12 protein-coding genes are annotated in these 16,370 nt (G+C 41.4%); 4 read left to right on the forward strand and 8 right to left on the reverse strand.

Annotated elements, in window-relative coordinates:
• Nucleotides 1–41: 41 nt before the first annotated feature.
• The 7 genes from RMZ43_RS23180 to RMZ43_RS23210 all read right to left on the reverse strand — a co-directional run bounded on the left by RMZ43_RS23180 (nt 42) and on the right by RMZ43_RS23210 (nt 4,409).
• Nucleotides 42–1,394 carry a histidine phosphatase family protein gene (locus tag RMZ43_RS23180; RefSeq protein WP_322653625.1) on the reverse strand — a complete coding sequence of 451 codons (1,353 nt, stop codon included), beginning with the start codon at nt 1,392–1,394 and terminating at the stop codon, nt 42–44.
• Between the two features lie 559 nt (nt 1,395–1,953).
• A complete protein-coding gene (locus RMZ43_RS23185; RefSeq protein ID WP_322649141.1) occupies nt 1,954–2,307 on the reverse strand; it encodes a hypothetical protein in 354 nt (117 codons plus the stop codon).
• A gap of 182 nt (nt 2,308–2,489) precedes the next feature.
• Entirely contained in the window at nt 2,490–2,624 is a 135-nt protein-coding gene (locus tag RMZ43_RS23190) for a hypothetical protein (protein ID WP_322653624.1), read from the reverse strand.
• A gap of 8 nt (nt 2,625–2,632) precedes the next feature.
• Nucleotides 2,633–3,067: a type II toxin-antitoxin system VapC family toxin gene (locus RMZ43_RS23195; protein WP_322653623.1), complete on the reverse strand. Its 435-nt coding sequence runs from the start codon at nt 3,065–3,067 to the stop codon at nt 2,633–2,635.
• A complete protein-coding gene (locus RMZ43_RS23200) occupies nt 3,067–3,366 on the reverse strand; it encodes a hypothetical protein (protein WP_428850921.1) in 300 nt (99 codons plus the stop codon). The genes RMZ43_RS23195 and RMZ43_RS23200 overlap by 1 nt, the downstream gene beginning before the upstream one ends.
• A 399-nt stretch (nt 3,367–3,765) precedes the next feature.
• Nucleotides 3,766–4,161, reverse strand: a complete 396-nt coding sequence (locus RMZ43_RS23205; RefSeq protein ID WP_322653621.1) for a hypothetical protein — start codon at nt 4,159–4,161, stop codon at nt 3,766–3,768.
• A 53-nt stretch (nt 4,162–4,214) separates the two neighbouring features.
• Entirely contained in the window at nt 4,215–4,409 is a 195-nt protein-coding gene (locus RMZ43_RS23210; protein WP_322653620.1) for a hypothetical protein, read from the reverse strand.
• A gap of 96 nt (nt 4,410–4,505) precedes the next feature.
• Here RMZ43_RS23210 and RMZ43_RS23215 point away from each other — a divergent pair, with 96 nt between their 5' ends.
• Nucleotides 4,506–4,904 carry a hypothetical protein gene (locus RMZ43_RS23215; protein ID WP_322648455.1) on the forward strand — a complete coding sequence of 133 codons (399 nt, stop codon included), beginning with the start codon at nt 4,506–4,508 and terminating at the stop codon, nt 4,902–4,904.
• A 607-nt stretch (nt 4,905–5,511) separates the two neighbouring features.
• Here the strand turns inward: RMZ43_RS23215 and RMZ43_RS23220 are convergent.
• Nucleotides 5,512–5,970: a M67 family metallopeptidase gene (locus RMZ43_RS23220; protein ID WP_322653619.1), complete on the reverse strand. Its 459-nt coding sequence runs from the start codon at nt 5,968–5,970 to the stop codon at nt 5,512–5,514.
• 508 nt (nt 5,971–6,478) lie between these two features.
• On the opposite strand from RMZ43_RS23220, the gene RMZ43_RS23225 reads away from it, so the two are divergent.
• The 3 genes from RMZ43_RS23225 to RMZ43_RS23235 all read left to right on the forward strand — a co-directional run bounded on the left by RMZ43_RS23225 (nt 6,479) and on the right by RMZ43_RS23235 (nt 15,580).
• Entirely contained in the window at nt 6,479–10,138 is a 3,660-nt protein-coding gene (locus RMZ43_RS23225; protein WP_322653618.1) for a beta strand repeat-containing protein, read from the forward strand.
• A gap of 27 nt (nt 10,139–10,165) precedes the next feature.
• Nucleotides 10,166–12,562: a beta strand repeat-containing protein gene (locus tag RMZ43_RS23230; RefSeq protein WP_322653617.1), complete on the forward strand. Its 2,397-nt coding sequence runs from the start codon at nt 10,166–10,168 to the stop codon at nt 12,560–12,562.
• A 459-nt stretch (nt 12,563–13,021) separates the two neighbouring features.
• A complete protein-coding gene (locus RMZ43_RS23235; protein WP_322648451.1) occupies nt 13,022–15,580 on the forward strand; it encodes a beta strand repeat-containing protein in 2,559 nt (852 codons plus the stop codon).
• The last annotated feature ends 790 nt before the right edge of the window (nt 15,581–16,370 follow it).

Genomic DNA, 16,370 nt, shown 5'->3' on the forward strand with positions numbered 1-16,370 from the left:
CTCTTGGCAGACGCGATTAATCACGTCTCTTTGTCTCTTTATCACAACGCCCCTGCTGCTGTTTTATCTAGTACGCCTCCACCGAAGTGAGCGGTGATGTTCATCGCTTGCAATACTGGTATACTATCGATTCCACAAGGATAGTCGATAACACTAACTGCGCCATTACCCTGACGGAAATTCCAGAAATTTTCTAGCGATAAACCTAGAACGTGACAAAGTAAGGTTTTATTAGTTGCATCATGAGCTACTACTAATACAGTTTTGAATTGATTAGTTGATGCAGTTTCTACAATTGATTGCCAAGCTGCAACGCTACGTTCCCACACCTCTTGCAAATTTTCTCCTTCAGGCATTTGCACTTGGGCTGGCACTAACCGCCAACGCTGCAACTCTCCGGGAAATTCTTGCTCTATTTCGGTCTCAAATTTTCCTTCCCAGAGTCCGTGGCTGATTTCTCTTAAACCATCTTGCAAGTCTAACTTTACATTAGGATGTTGTTTTATGATGATCTCTGCTGTCTCTTTAGGACGCAGCATTGGGCTACTGACAGCATAATCAATCGCTACATCTTGAAGAAATTCGCTTGCTTTTTGTGACTGTTGTCTACCGTTGTCGTTGAGGGGGACATCAATTTGCCCTTGAAACCTGGTTTGGCGATTCCAGTCAGTTTCACCGTGACGCACCAATAATAACCGTATTCCTTGATGATCCGGTCGCAATGAGGGCAGACTTTCTCCAGTGTGTTGTGTCTGATTTAAGGATTCTAGCTGAACTGGTTCCCCCAATCCTCCAGCAAAATTTAGTACGCTGATACCACAGTTAGATTGCTGTATTGAATGGTAGCGACTTGGAGGGATTCCTAAAGCTGTGCTAATCAGGGCGCGATTAATGCCGTTATGTCCCACTATGAGAATAGTTTCGCCTTGATGTTGAGACAAAGTTTCTTGCCAAAAGTGCCGCGCTTGTTCGTATAAAGCAAGAACAGGAAAATGTTCTCTTGTGCCTTGTGCATCATTTAGCAGCATCCGCAGTTCGTCGGGGCGTTGATGCCAAGTGCGGTAGTCTTCGGCAAATTTCTGCTTAACTTCAGCAGTCAGCAGTCCTTCCCATAGAGGTAAATCAATTTCTAGCAGCAAATCAGAAACTTGGATTACAGCAGACTGTTCAGGATGAGTAGCTAACTCACTATGAATAATATCTGCTGTGTGTTTGGCTCGTTGCAGGGGACTGCTGTAAATTGCATTAAATAAAATATTGCTGAGGGCTTTGCCAACAATACTGGCATCGTTACCACCTTTCTCGGTTAATGTTGACGCATCAGTGCGTCCCTGAATACGCCGCTCGGTGTTATAACCGCTTTGACCGTGGCGCACAATGATGACACGAGTCATCTAAAAGCCCTCCTCTTATCTAGACGATTAATTTTACTGCAAAATGATTGCACATTTAGCAACTCAGGAAGGCTGATTTAGTTAGATAAGAAACTTTATGCTTGTGGAGGACGTATTACGAGCAGCTAAAATTGCTGCTGTATTAATAATATTTCCTAACAAAACTATTTTGATTCAAGCAGGAATATTTGGTCTGATACTATTGACAAAAATTTTGCAACAGATGAATAGTAGGGGACTTTAACGTAAAAGTTGTGTCCTGCAAGGCATTGAAATTCCTTGCTAATAGCTAAAGTCATCTGAAGATGACTAAATATAGTTAAAACTCTTTATACCAATTCTTTATGAAGATGCATAGAATTAAAAACGAACCGCCAAGAACGCCAAGAGCGCCAAGAATAGAGGGTTAATCATTTTGTGCAGCTTCACATGAAATTGATATTAGTCTACTTCAGTATGACTTTAGCTGTTAGCCTGGAACTTTAAGGGACTTCAAAAAATCAATTATCTAATTTTTGGAATTAAAACGATTTTTCTTCTCCCTGTTCCCTGCTCCAAATTATTCTCTTCCTATATCTAACTGTACTTGCAATCCATCATTGTCACTCCCAGACTGAGCTGGTGCTAATAAAACAGAGGTGTCTGGCTGTGATAATGATTCGTTAAAGTTGATTTTGACTGGAGTTTTATTGTCTCTTCTATTATTGTTGGAAAGGCTTGCTGGATTAGTTTGCTCAAAAAAGCTTTTAAAGTCTTCTTGAGCTGTTCTTTGATCAATTCCAACGAGAGAATTACCAGTTGATCTGTGTTGTTGTAGATTTGAACTTGATGTTGGTGATTGTGCGTATACTTGGCTTCCTAAGCTTGCAAAGGCTGCCGTAATCCCCAAGAAAGCAATAATTTTGGTGTTCATCTGTTTTATCCAAATTATCTTTAATATTGCTTGTGTTTATTTTCTGGGCAAATTATTTTGATTAAGCGCCATCGTTAGGCTCTACAACAATAATTTTATTGCGTATCTACTTAGAACGTCAATGATTCCGGCTCTATCTAAAGATACTTATATTGTTATCTTATTGCTTAGATTTGTACAAGTTAGACAGTAGGGTTATCTGGTTCAGTTTTCACGCGATCGCAGTTAACTTCCTTGAGACATACCAGGATGACATCAGCAATATTATCAGGTAAATTAAGCGATCGCCTGAGTTTAACGACAAGCCAAAGAAGCATCTACGTATCTACTCAGGGACTTGCACACTGTGAGCGATGGCATTTCCCAAACGAGTAAAGTGATTTGGATTGAGGGTCAACAGAGCATCTACTTCTGCTTTTAAAGCAGCTTGAGCAATTAAAGCATCAAAAATACCGCCACCTGGAAGATTTAAGGCTGCCATTTGAGCGATTGCAGCTTGATAATCATTGAAAAGCAGTGGAACTCCCTCTAAATACTGAGACATATCTACAATAATCATCTCAGCTTGTTGGGGACTAATACGCGGTTGAATGGGTAAGCGTGTGATGACAGAATATGTTTCAGCTAAACTGTGAGTTGAGATAAACCCTTGAGTTTGCCCAGATTTTGCAGCTTTAATCTTGGAGAAGCAAACAGAATGTTGTGGGTGATTGACAATGAATGCAGGAACTAAGACAGAAGTATCAAACAAGACTTTCATTAAGTTGTTTGATCCTGAATGCGTTCTTCTCTCAACTCATCTATAAAAACATTAATATCAAAGGTTTCTGGTAATTCTGCCTCTACAACTAAAATCCCTTCTTTTCGGTAAATGTTTGCTTGGTTAAGGGGCAGTATATTGGTTATTTCAGAGTTTTGTTGAGTATGTTCTTCAGTGACTTGCTGACTCAGTGTGTCAATTTTTTCTGCAATAGCTTGCAAAACAAACTGCTCAGTCGAAATTCCCTGACTGTTCGCCCATTTTTCAATCTTTTGTTGGAGTTGGGGAGGAAAGTTCATAGACGTAAATACAATTAACACTCCAATTGTAAAAGGCGATCGCCTACGATGGTCACTGAGCTTGCCGAAGTGCGGGCTACGCTTACGCACCTTCGTTGATGAGAAAATAGCGATGCCTTCGGCAACGTCTTCTCTACGAGACGCTACGCGTAGCTTGCTTCCACGAAGTGGTACGACGAACGCTCTAAACTACTAGATTGCAAATATCGCCTAGACTCGCTCTTTTAATTACGAATTAATTTTTTAGCCCATCGCCACAGTAGGGAAAAGGGTAAAATTAATATCGCCTTTAACGTATACACAGTAGCTCGGTTTCGCAGAGAAATTTTGAATCTTACTCCCCTTCCCTTGTAGGAAAGGGGCTGGGGGTTAGGTAACACGCTAACTTTTCCTAATAATTTAAAAAGACATATTTTCAATATTACCTGTCCCACCTGGCATAACTACCTGACCAATTTTATCTGCTAATTTTTCTAGGTTAGGCATAGCCAGAATTTCAGCCAATTTAGGATTTGGTTCTGCTTTAGCTGCTGCGGCCAGTTCCTGCATAGCTTGAGCTACTTCATGATTAGCTTTAGCAGCTGATTGCACCTCTAGTACAGCTTTACCATAATCGAGTGGTTGCTCTGGTGCTTTCTCTATAGCCACTACAGTCTGGGGAGACTGTCTTTTAAGGGTGACAAGAAACTTGCCAATCTTATCCACTAAAGTTTCTGTTACCTTTTCAGTTGTTTTTTCTAAGGCTTTGGTGGCTATTATAGTACCAACAGCGATCGCCGCAGTTTCAAGTATCATATCCTATCTTGACTAGGTGTATCCTATCTACTTCTTAACACACCGCTTTTGTTCTAAAATTTCGCAACAAACTTAAAAAATTTAGACTTAGCTGGGTTTTCATCAACAAAGACATCTTTTTCGTTAACAAGAACATCTTTTTCGTTAATAAAGACATCTTTTTCATTAACAAGAACATCTTTTTCGTTAATAAAGACATCTTTTTCATTAACAAAAACATCTGTTCTGCGATAAACACTGACATACACGCTATATTAAATACTAAATTATGAGGATACTACTGAACTAAAACACAGCTTTAGTAAGGCAAACTAGCTTTAAAGCAGAATGAAAGGGATATATTTATGCCTAGTCACAAACGTACATACCGTGTGTTAGAAAAAGCTGAATTAAGAGTAGCGGGACTGAAAGCAATTGATCCTAGTATAGATTTTGGGGATACTCGCAACTTGCAAAACATGACACAATTAATTGAGCAGTATCGTAACAAGATAGACGCTTATAATACTGCTTTAACCGTGATCAACTCTTCTAGAACTGAGATGGACGAATTGGAGAAAACTTTAAGTGACCTCACAGAAAGAATGCTAATTGGAGTGGCTTTTAAATACGGCAAAGATAGCCGTGAATATGAAATGGCGGGTGGTGTTCGCAAAAGCGATCGCATCCGCAAAAGCACAGCGACACGTTTAAAGACGACTTCTAAAGAAGCATCTAGTGAAAATACTAAAACTGCATTATAGTTTAATACGCTTGGGTTAATACCAATTCACGAAAACCCTGATATATATAGATATATCGTAAAGGATGGCATTGCCTATTAGTGTCAACTTAAGCAAAAACTCAGCATAAAATTTAATCTAAGAATATCAAACTAGATGTTCTTAGATTACATCATAAGTAAAAAACGTTAGCATTTAAATATTTTAATCAAATAGCGATCGCTATTTTAAATAAAGTTTAATTCTCCAACTAATATCATGTCCGCATAATTAGTTATGCTAACCACAGTCATTACACCCCACCCCCAACCCCTCTCCGCTCTTCGGGCTACAGTGTACACATAAGTCAAACTACCCCCCTTAATCCCCCCTTATAAAGGGGGGAAAAACAAATCTAGTTCCCTCCCCTTTATAAGGGGAGGGTTAGGGTGGGGTAAAACCTTGGTTAATCAGCTATTTCAAACTTGTGTGTACACCGTAGCGCTCTTCGGAAGGGGAGACAAAGCGTAGCTTTGGCGGGGTGGGGTTCTTCGAGTTTAATAAGCAATTAAGCGGACATGATATGATATCTATCTGATCTGAGAATTTCACTTCATACTTCAATTCACCAACGCTTGAAATTAAGCTGTTAAATTATATTTTCAATTGCCTCTGCTTGGAAATGATGAGTATCATCAAGGCTCCAGCTTAGGAGTTCGCCAGCTTTGCCGTTTTGAACAGAAACTATTATATACGAGTATCCTTGCCAAGCGTATAGGCGATCGCATTCTGAAGGGATAGCAGCATGATCTGGGTGGGAGTGAAAAATGCCAATAATGTTGAGCGATTTATTGCGTGCTTCCCTTTGTGTTTTTAACATAACTTCGGGTGCGATCGTGTATTGCCGTCTTTTACTATCTGCTGTGTATTCCCCTGCAAACTCAGCCGCCGCTTCTGTATTCCAGGCATTTTCTGTTGGTATGACTTCTACCACAATTTTATCCCCATTAGCCTGATAGCCCAAAATCATACCACAGCACTCATCTGGATAGGTGCTTTCTGCATGGGTGCGGATAACTTGCAAGTGTTCTTGGCTAAATCGAATCATCTCTGCGTTTGTAATTTTAGTAACCTATAACGATTTTTGCACAGATATAAGATATTGCTAGGCATAGGCTAAGAATAATCGCAGCGATCGTACTATTCAAATACGTATTTTGTAACACTCATTTAAACATTTGCCTACTGCTTTCTAAAAATTATTGCCTAGAAACTAAAACAATATGAAGAAGAGACAAAGTTCAGTATCTCTATATACATTTATTGGCAAGTAATGTGAAGAGTATACGAAGACGTTCATTTAAATATAAACATCTAAGTAAAATGTTGACTATGTAATTATTTTGAGGCTACCTATTTCTATTCAGATGTTCTCTGTTTTCAATCTAGACACCTGCGGAGATAGGTGAATATGTACAAGACTTTTCATAAAGTGAATCTTCAAGAGTGGCGTGTAAAGTATGCCGAAAAGGTGAAATTTTATGCCTAAAAACAACATTAAACTCAAGGTTGAGAACTGAAGTTACTGAAAAAATCGATTTAAGTAGGTAAAAATCATGGCAGATATTATTGGAACCAACGGGAATGATACCCTCCTGGGCACTAACAGCGCAGACACAATTAAGGGTCTTGCAGGCAACGATACCATTAGAGGGAACGAAGGCAACGACACCTTAACTGGTGGTGGCGGCAAAGATACATTTGTTTACGACTTCGGCAAGGACATATATTTAAACCTTGGCATAGATACCATCACCGATTTCGGTGGCGTAGGTAAAGGAACAAACCCAACAGCAGCAGTTACTTCCGAAGTGGACACCCTAAAATTTCAAGGTACTCCCTTCACTCCTCAAAATCTGCTGCTCACCCAGAATGGTAGCAATCTAGAAATCACCTTTGAAAACGACTTTTATAATACCAAAGTCATCCTGCAAAACTTTGCTCTAGAAAACTTGGATAACCTGAGCAAATCTACAGGAGCCACTGTAGACTTAGGCAATATCCTTTTTGATGGGCAAACTACTGTTAGTGATAGCTTTGATGTATTCAATGCCAACTCTACCCAAAGCACTATCTTCAATAAGAACACAGTCACCTTTCTTAACGACCTCGACAATAATGTTAGCGGCTTTGACAACTCAAATGATGTCATAAATGGTCAGGGGGGTGATGACATCATTGATGGCAAAAGTGGCAACGATTTACTGCGGGGTGGCGCGGGCAATGATACCCTTGACGGTGGTACTGGTGACGATACATTAAATATTAACTATTCAACAGGCGATAACCTGCTCAATGGTGGCGATGGCAATGATTTTCTTAGTGCCTCTAGCGACGAATACAAATCTTTCAAGGACGGTTCCGGCATTCGCAGTTCCGGCAATAATACCCTCAACGGTGGCGCTGGTGCGGATAACTTGAATATTAACTATTCAACAGGCGATAACCTGCTCAATGGTGGCGATGGTAATGATACTCTTACAGCCTCTGGCTACCTGAATAGCTATGGCTATTCTATTGGTGTCTCTGGCAATAACACCCTCAACGGTGGTACTGGTAATGATTACTTGACTGCTGACAATTCAACAGGCAATAACTTACTCGATGGAGGCGTTGGTAATGACACCTTGAATATTGACGCTTCACAAGATGATAATCTGCTCGATGGTGGCGATGGCAATGATTATCTATCCGCCTCTGGCTATGGTACTAGATACGATATTGTTCGCTCTTCAGGCGATAACACCCTCAACGGTGGTGCTGGTAACGATATATTTAATATTGACTATTCAGAAGGCAATAACCTTCTCAATGGTGGCGATGGCAATGATTCTCTTTCCGGTTCTGGCTCCTTTGAATTCTACGGAGGATTCTTCGGCGCTTCTGGCAAGAATACCCTCAATGGTGGCGCTGGTGACGATACATTGAATGTTAACTCTTCACCAGGTAATAACCTCCTCAATGGTGGCAATGGCAATGATTCTCTCTCCGGTTCTGGCTCTTATTATAATGTTTACGTAGGATTCGTCGCCGCTTCTGGCAATAATACCCTTAATGGTGGCGCTGGTGACGATACATTAAATGTTAACTATTCAAAAGGCGATAACCTCCTCAATGGTGGCGATGGCAATGATTCTCTCTCCGGTTCTGGTTCCTTAGAGGATTACCAATTGTTCAACGGTTCTGGCGGCTACTTGGAGGTGCACGAATTCTTCGCCGCTTCTGGCAAGAATACCCTCAACGGTGGTACTGGTGACGATACATTAAATATTGACTATTCATCAGGCAATAATCTGCTGTCTGGAGATGATGGCAATGATACTCTTAGTGCCTCTGGCTATAAGTATGACAAACAGGGCGAGTCAGGCAAAGGAGTCTATTACAGAACATTAGGAAATAATACCCTCAACGGTGGCGCTGGTGCTGATAACTTAATTGTTGATTATTCAACAGGCACTAATTTGCTTTTAGGGGGCGATGGTAACGATACTCTTAGTGCTTATGGCGCATTAGGTAATAACACTCTTAATGGTGGTTCTGGTGACGATACGTTAAATATTAGCTATTCATCAGGTAAAAACCTGCTCGATGGTGGCGATGGCAATGATTCTCTTTATGCCTCTAGCGGCTACGATAGCTTTACCATTGGCGTCCTTGGCAATAATACCCTCAACGGTGGCGCTGGTGACGATAACTTGAGTGTTGACTCTTCAACAGGCAATAACCTGCTCAATGGAGGCGATGGCAATGATTCTCTCTCCGACTCTGGCTTCCAGTACTATAATGTCATTGGTGCTTCTGGCAATAACACTCTTAACGGTGGTGCTGGTAATGATTACTTGACTGCTGACTATTCAACAGGCAATAACTTACTCGATGGTGGCGTTGGTAATGATACCTTGAATATTACCGCTTCACAAGGCGATAACCTACTTAATGGTGGCAATGGCAATGATTATCTCAATGCCTCTGTTAATATTACTAGATACGGCATTGTTAGCTCTTTAGGCGATAACACTCTCAACGGTGGATCTGGTAATGATACCTTGAATGCTGACGGTTCAAAAAGCCAGAACCTGCTCGATGGTGGCGATGGCAATGATTATTTATTCGCCTCTGGCTCTTACGATTATTACGAAGGATTCTTTGCCGCTTCTGGCAATAATACCCTCAATGGAGGTGCTGGTAACGATACCTTAAATATTTACTTATCAACAGGTAATAACTTTCTAAATGGAGGCGATGGTAATGATTCTCTCTCCAGCTTTAACTTAGACGAGTACGACGACTTGTTAGACGAGTACGACGACTTGAGGCAATCTGGAGTTTTGGGCACTATTTTCACATCAGGGAATAATACTCTCAATGGAGGTACTGGTAACGATACCTTAAGTGTTTACTTATCAACAGGTAATAACCTTTTAAGTGGAGGCGATGGTAATGATTCTCTCTCCAGCTTTAACTTAGACGACTACTTGAGCCACCCTGAAGTTTTGGGCAATATTTTCACATCAGGGAATAACACCCTCAACGGTGGTACTGGTAACGATACATTAAATATTGACTACTCATTAGGCAATAACCTCCTCAATGGTGACGATGGCAATGATTATCTCTTAGCGTCTGGCTTCCAGTACAACAAATACAACAAGAGCAATATTGTCACATCAGGGAATAACACTCTTAACGGTGGCGCTGGTGACGATACATTGAATATTGACTATTCATCAGGTAAAAACCTTCTCGATGGTGGCGATGGCAATGATTTTCTTAGTGCTTCTAACAGCTCTGATCGTAACACCCTCAACGGTGGTGATGGCAATGATCTCCTCACAGGTGGCAAGGGCAATGATCTCCTCACAGGTGGCAAAGGTAATGATACCCTGTATGGAGGGGATGGTGCTGATAGGTTTGCTTTCAATAGTTACAATGAAGGCATTGATAGACTTTATGATTTCAACCCCACTAATGACCTGATTCAAATAGCCTATAATTTTGATTCCAATAGTTCTGATTACGGATATTCATTATCAGCTACTCAATTTACCATCGGCACATCTGCAACCATTAGTGCTCAAAGATTTATCTATGACAATGTTACAGGTGCATTGTACTTTGACCAAGATGGCAGTAACTCTGCATTTACTCAGGTACAATTTGCCCAACTATCTGCTGGATTATCACTAACCGAAAAGAATTTTGTATTTAGTTACTGAAAAAATCGATTTAGGAAGTTAGGAATTATGGCAGATATTATTGGAACCGACGGGAATGATACCCTACTGGGCACTAACAGCGCAGATACAATTAAGGGTCTTGCAGGCAACGATAGAATCACAGGGAACAAGGGCAACGACACTCTTCTACCTGGTGGCATCTACGACTTCCACTACTCCCATAACATTGATACCATCACCGATTTCGGTGGCGTAGGTAAAGGAACAAACCCAACAGCAGCAGTTACTGCCGAAGTGGACACCCTAAAATTTCAAGGTACTCCCTTCACTCCTCAAAATCTGCTGCTTACCCAGAATGGTAGCAATCTGGAAATCACCTTTGAAGACGACTTTTATGATACCAAGGTCGTCCTGCAAAACTTTGCCTTGGAAAACCTGGATAACCTGAGCAAATCTACAGGAGCCACTGTAGACGTGGGCAATATCCTTTTTGATGGGCAAACTACTGTTAGTGATAGCTTTGATGTCTTCAATGCCAACTCCACCCAAAGCACTATCTTCAATAAGAATACAGTTACTTTTCTTAACGACCTCGACAATAATGTTAGCGGCTTTGACAACTCAGATGATGTCATAAATGGTCAGGGGGGTGATGACTTTATTGATGGCAAAAGTGGTAACGATTTACTGCGGGGTGGTGCGGGCAATGATACTCTCATTGGTGGTGTGGGAAATGATACACTCTTTGCTGGTGTGGGGAATAAGCTCCTTAGTAGTATTCATGACAATAACTTGAGTGCTGACTATGAGTATTTTGAAGGCGATAATAATCTTCTCTCTGGTGGCGATGGCAATGATTTTCTCTTTGCTTCTGGCGACAGCAAATTATACGACCTAGCATTATACAGTACTGGTCATGTTTATGATTATGTTTCTGGCAATAATACTCTCAACGGTGGTGCTGGTAACGATACGTTAAATATTAACTATTCAACAGGCGATAACCTGCTCGATGGTGGCGATGGCAATGATTCTCTCTATGCCTCTAGCGGCTACGACAGCTCAAGCATTAGCGTCCTTGGCAATAATACCCTCAACGGTGGCGCTGGTGACGATAACTTGAGTGTTAACTCTTCAACAGGCGATAACCTGCTCAATGGAGGCGATGGCAATGATTCTCTCTTAGCGTCTGGCTTCCAGTACTATCTTGGTGGCAATCTTGGTGGTTCAGGCAATAACACCCTTAACGGTGGTGCTGGTAATGATTCCTTGACTGCTGATTATTCAACAGGCAATAACTTACTGGATGGTGGCATTGGTAATGATACCTTTATTGTTGCCGCTTCACAAGGCGACAACCTACTTAATGGTGGCGATGGCAATGATTATTTCAATGCCTCTGGTGCGAGTCCCAGAGTCGGCATTGTTAGCTCTTCAGGCGATAACACTCTCAACGGTGGAGCTGGTAATGATACGTTTGATATTAACTTTTCAGAAGGTGATAACCTACTCAATGGTGACGATGGCAATGATTCTCTCTCCGGTTCTGGCTCTTATTTTGATGTTTTCTTTGGGAGTTACGGATTCTTAGCCGCTTCTGGCAATAATACCTTTAATGGTGGCGCTGGTGACGATACATTAAATGTTAACTATTCAGCAGGTAATAACCTCCTCAATGGTGGCGATGGCAATGATTCTCTCTCCGGTTCTGGTTCCTTGGAGGATTACAAATTCTTCAACGGTTCTGGCCCCTCGGAGGCGCACGGATTCTTTGCCGCTTCTGGCCAGAATACCCTCAACGGTGGTGCTGGTGACGATACATTAAATATTGACTATTCATCAGGCAATAATCTGCTGTCTGGAGATGATGGCAATGATACTCTTACTGCCTCTGGCTATGAGTACGACAAACAGGGCGAGTCTGGTAAAGGAGTCTATCGCAGAGCATCAGGAAATAATACCCTCAATGGTGGCGCTGGTGCTGATCACTTAATTGTCGATTATTCAACAGGCACTAATTTGCTCTTAGGGGGCGATGGCAATGATACTCTTAGTGCTTATGGCGCATTAGGTAATAACACTCTTAATGGTGGTTCTGGTAATGATATCATCACAGGTGGCAACGGTAATGACATCCTAATTGGAGGGGATGGTACTGATACCTTTGCTTTCAAGAGTTACAATGAGGGCATTGATAATCTTTATGACTTCAACGCCACTAATGAGTTGATTCAGGTATCGGCTGCTGGTTTTGGTGGCAACTTAGCAACACCTTCACTTAAGCCAAATCAGTTTACCATCGGTACATCTGCAATTACTAATGCTCAACGATTTATCTATAACAATGTTACAGGTGCATTGTACTTTGATCAAGACGGCAGTGCATCTGCATTTACTCAGGTAAAATTTGCCCAACTATCTGCTGGATTATCACTAACCGAAAACAATTTTGTGGTTGTTTAATTGTGATACGACTTACGCAAAAATCCTCTAAAACTTTCATTCCTCCGTGACCTCTGCGCCGCGCCAGATGCTACCCTGCGGGAACGCTAAGAGCGTAGCTTGCTTCCCCGTAGGGGTACAAGTCGGCAGAGCCGCCCAACGCACTGCCTTCTCTGTGGTAGCCTGCGGCAAGCCGCTGACGCTCCTTTGTCGCTACCACTTTGCTAATGCGTCTACGTTTTCCGTTACCTGTGCGTAAGTCCTATGTAATTAGCGTTCCATTACTTTAGGCAGGGATTGCGAGGTGTTAAAAATAGCAATCTGGGAGTCAGAGTCTCCTATGAATAATATAAATGGCGTGTTTCAGTCGGGGTTAAATTCCGACTGCTTTCAACGAGTAACTGTTTACTGTTTTACTTTCAGTATGTGTATGAATGATTGCTACTCAACTGAAAAAATCGATTTAGCTAGGTAAAAATTATGGCAAATATCATTGGAACCAACGGGAATGATACCCTACTGGGCACTAACAGCGCAGACACAATTAAGGGTCTTGCAGGCAACGATAACATCACCGCTAAACAAGGCAATGACACCCTGATAGGTGGTGGTGGCAAAGATAGATTTGTTTACGACTTCGGCGATGACATATACTCAAACCTCAACCTCGGCATAGATACTATCACCGATTTCGGTGGAGTAGGAAAAGGAACAAACCCAACAGCAGCAGTTACTGCCGAAGTGGACACCCTAAAATTTCAAGGTGCAGGCTTCACTGCCGAAAATATGCTGCTCATCCAGAATGGTAGCAATTTGGAAATCACCTTTAATGGCATAAATTCTACCAAGGTGATCCTGCAAAACTTTGCCCTAGAAAATCTGGATAACTTGAGCAAATCTACAGGAGCCACTGTAGACTTGGGCAATATCCTGTTTGATGGGCAAACTACTGTTAGTGACAGCTTTGATGTCTTCAATGCCAACTCCACCCAAAGCACCATCTTCAATAAGAACACAGTCACCTTCCTTAACGACCTCGACAATAATGTTAGCGGCTTTGACAACTCAGATGATGTCATAAATGGTCAGGCAGGTAATGACATCATTGATGGCAAGAGTGGCAACGACTTTTTGAGAGGTGGCATGGGGAATGATACTCTCATCGGTAGTGCAGGCGATGATACTCTCATTGCTGGTACGAGCAGTAATAGCATCTTTGCTGATACTCCTGATACTGATGACGAGAACTTGAATCTTAACTATTTAGAAGGCGATAACCTTCTGTTTGGTGGCGATGGCAATGATTTTCTCTTTGCGGCTGGATTACAGAAAGTCAACAGTGATTATAATTATGGCTATTATTATGTTTCTGGCAATAACACTCTCAACGGTGGCGCTGGTAACGATAACTTGAGTGTTAAGTATTCAACAGGCGATAACCTTCTCAGTGGTGGCGATGGCAATGATTCTCTTTATGCCTCTAGCGACAACAACAGCTTTACCATTGGCAGCTCTGGCAATAATACCCTCAACGGTGGCGCTGGTGACGATAACTTGAGTGTTGACTCTTCAACAGGCAATAACCTACTCAATGGTGGCGATGGCAATGATACTCTTACTGTCTCTGGCTTGCAGTATCAAGACATCTTAGGTGCTTCAGGCAATAATACTCTTAATGGCGGTGCTAGTGATGATTACCTGAATGCTAACTATTCAACAGGGAATAATTTACTCGATGGAGGCATTGGTAGTGATACCTTGAATGTTAACGCTTCAACAGGGAATAACCTACTTAATGGTGGCAATGGTAATGATTATCTTACTGCCTCTGGCAAGGAAGATGCTATCAGAGCAAGCATTCCTCGTTTAGGCAATAACACCCTCAACGGTGCTGCTGGTAACGATACCTTAAATATCGACTCTTCACAAGGGGATAACCTACTCAATGGTGTCGATGGCAATGATTCTCTCTCCGGCTCTGGCTCCTTTGAGTATTACGGTGGAGGATTCCTCGCCGCTTCTGGCAAGAATACCCTCAACGGTGGCGCTGGTGAGGATACGTTGAATATTAACTATTCATCAGGCAATAACCTCCTTAATGGTGGCGATGGTAATGATTCTCTCTCCGCTTCTGGCTACTACGAAGACGACGGTTACTACTACGGTTTTAACATTTTGTATCGTGTCACATCAGGCAATAATACCCTTAATGGTGGTACTGGTGACGATACATTGAATGTTAACTATTCATCAGGCAATAACCTCCTCTCTGGTGACGATGGCAATGATTATCTCTCCGGCTCTGATTTTCAGTACAACAAATACAACAATAGCAATATCTTCACATCAGGCAATAACACCCTCAACGGTGGCGCTGGTAACGATACATTAAATATTGACAATTCAACAGGTGATAACCTTCTGTTTGGTGGCGATGGCAATGATTCTCTAAGTGCCTTAGAAGCGTCAGGTAATAGCACGCTCAACGGTGGCGCTGGTGATGATTACTTAATTATTGATGGGTTTACTGGTTCTAGCTTCCTTAATGGGGGTGATGGCAATGATTCTCTTAACGTCTCTGGCGCTTCTGGTAGCTACACTCTCAACGGTGGTAATGGCGATGATTATCTTTTCGTCTCTGACGCCTCTTATCGCAACACTCTCAACGGTGGTAATGGCAATGATACCCTCACAGGTGGTTACAATGATAGCCTCACTGGCGGTAACGGTACTGATACCTTTGCTTTCAATAGTTATAATGGGAGCATTGATAATCTTTATGACTTCAACGCGACTAATGAGTTGATTCAGGTATCGGCTACTGGTTTTGGTGGCAACTTAGCAACACCTTCACTTAAGCCAAATCAGTTTACCATCGGCACATCTGCAATCACTAATGCTCAACGATTCATTTATAACAATGTTACAGGTGCATTGTACTTTGACCAAGATGGCAGTGCGTCTGGGTTTACTCAGGTACAATTTGCCCAACTATCTGCTGGATTACCACTAAGCGAGAACAATTTTGTGGTTATTTAATTGGCATTAGCGCTCCATTAGTAAGCGAAAAATCTTGAGAATGCCAGGTGCTTAGTACCAATTCTCCAAAAAAGATCATTTATCAGTTTTATATCAAGTCTGAACCACTTATGATTACCGCATCTGTGCAAAAATCAGAAAAACCTCTTTCCCCTTGCTCCCAGCAAGAACCCCCCCTGCGGTCTTAATGATAAGTCTTTTGCCGGACATGATATTACTAGTTAATTTGGGCTATGTCTCCATTGTTACACTTATGTACTCATACTTATTATTACTTAAAAAGTACATTACCACATAGTTTCTTTATCTTACTCACTGGGTAAACGTAGCCTAACCTAAGCGATCGCTGCGATTAATTCTATATTTTTTTATGCTTATTTCAAGCATCTAACAAGTTTTATCCCTTGAAAGCCTTGGCACAAAGCACTTTTTGTCTATTGCTTTGTGGAAATAAATTCTGACTAGAACAATGTTAAACATACGTGAGTATAAGTATTTATATATACATTGTTAGTAAGTAATATGAAGAGTATACAAAGATGTGTTTTAACTATGGACATCTCGGTAAATATTCATATATGGTTATTACAGATGGTTATTAGAGTGTTATTTAAATGTTTTCTATTTTAAATTAGACACCCACGGGCAATAGTCCACAATCAGAGTATTAAATATAAGTTTCAGGCATTTAAGCTTAATTTGCCGACTTTTTTCAGTGATTGAGATCAATCAAAGATGATTATAAAAAGCCTGAAACGACTTATTCGAGTTGATACACACAATCATGAAT

Source organism: Nostoc sp. CmiVER01, from assembly GCF_034531135.2.
Classification (GTDB): Bacteria; Cyanobacteriota; Cyanobacteriia; order Cyanobacteriales; family Nostocaceae; genus Nostoc.

What these genes read in the sequence shown, in the direction of transcription:
- RMZ43_RS23180 (WP_322653625.1), bottom strand. Translation starts at nt 1,394, where the DNA reads ATGACTCGTGTCATCATTGTGCGCCACGGTCAAAGCGGTTATAACACC.
- RMZ43_RS23185 (WP_322649141.1), bottom strand. Translation starts at nt 2,307, where the DNA reads ATGAACACCAAAATTATTGCTTTCTTGGGGATTACGGCAGCCTTTGCA.
- RMZ43_RS23190 (WP_322653624.1), bottom strand. Translation starts at nt 2,624, where the DNA reads ATGCTTCTTTGGCTTGTCGTTAAACTCAGGCGATCGCTTAATTTACCT.
- RMZ43_RS23195 (WP_322653623.1), bottom strand. Translation starts at nt 3,067, where the DNA reads ATGAAAGTCTTGTTTGATACTTCTGTCTTAGTTCCTGCATTCATTGTC.
- RMZ43_RS23200 (WP_428850921.1), bottom strand. Translation starts at nt 3,366, where the DNA reads ATGAACTTTCCTCCCCAACTCCAACAAAAGATTGAAAAATGGGCGAAC.
- RMZ43_RS23205 (WP_322653621.1), bottom strand. Translation starts at nt 4,161, where the DNA reads ATGATACTTGAAACTGCGGCGATCGCTGTTGGTACTATAATAGCCACC.
- RMZ43_RS23215 (WP_322648455.1), top strand. Translation starts at nt 4,506, where the DNA reads ATGCCTAGTCACAAACGTACATACCGTGTGTTAGAAAAAGCTGAATTA.
- RMZ43_RS23220 (WP_322653619.1), bottom strand. Translation starts at nt 5,970, where the DNA reads ATGATTCGATTTAGCCAAGAACACTTGCAAGTTATCCGCACCCATGCA.
- RMZ43_RS23225 (WP_322653618.1), top strand. Translation starts at nt 6,479, where the DNA reads ATGGCAGATATTATTGGAACCAACGGGAATGATACCCTCCTGGGCACT.
- RMZ43_RS23230 (WP_322653617.1), top strand. Translation starts at nt 10,166, where the DNA reads ATGGCAGATATTATTGGAACCGACGGGAATGATACCCTACTGGGCACT.
- RMZ43_RS23235 (WP_322648451.1), top strand. Translation starts at nt 13,022, where the DNA reads ATGGCAAATATCATTGGAACCAACGGGAATGATACCCTACTGGGCACT.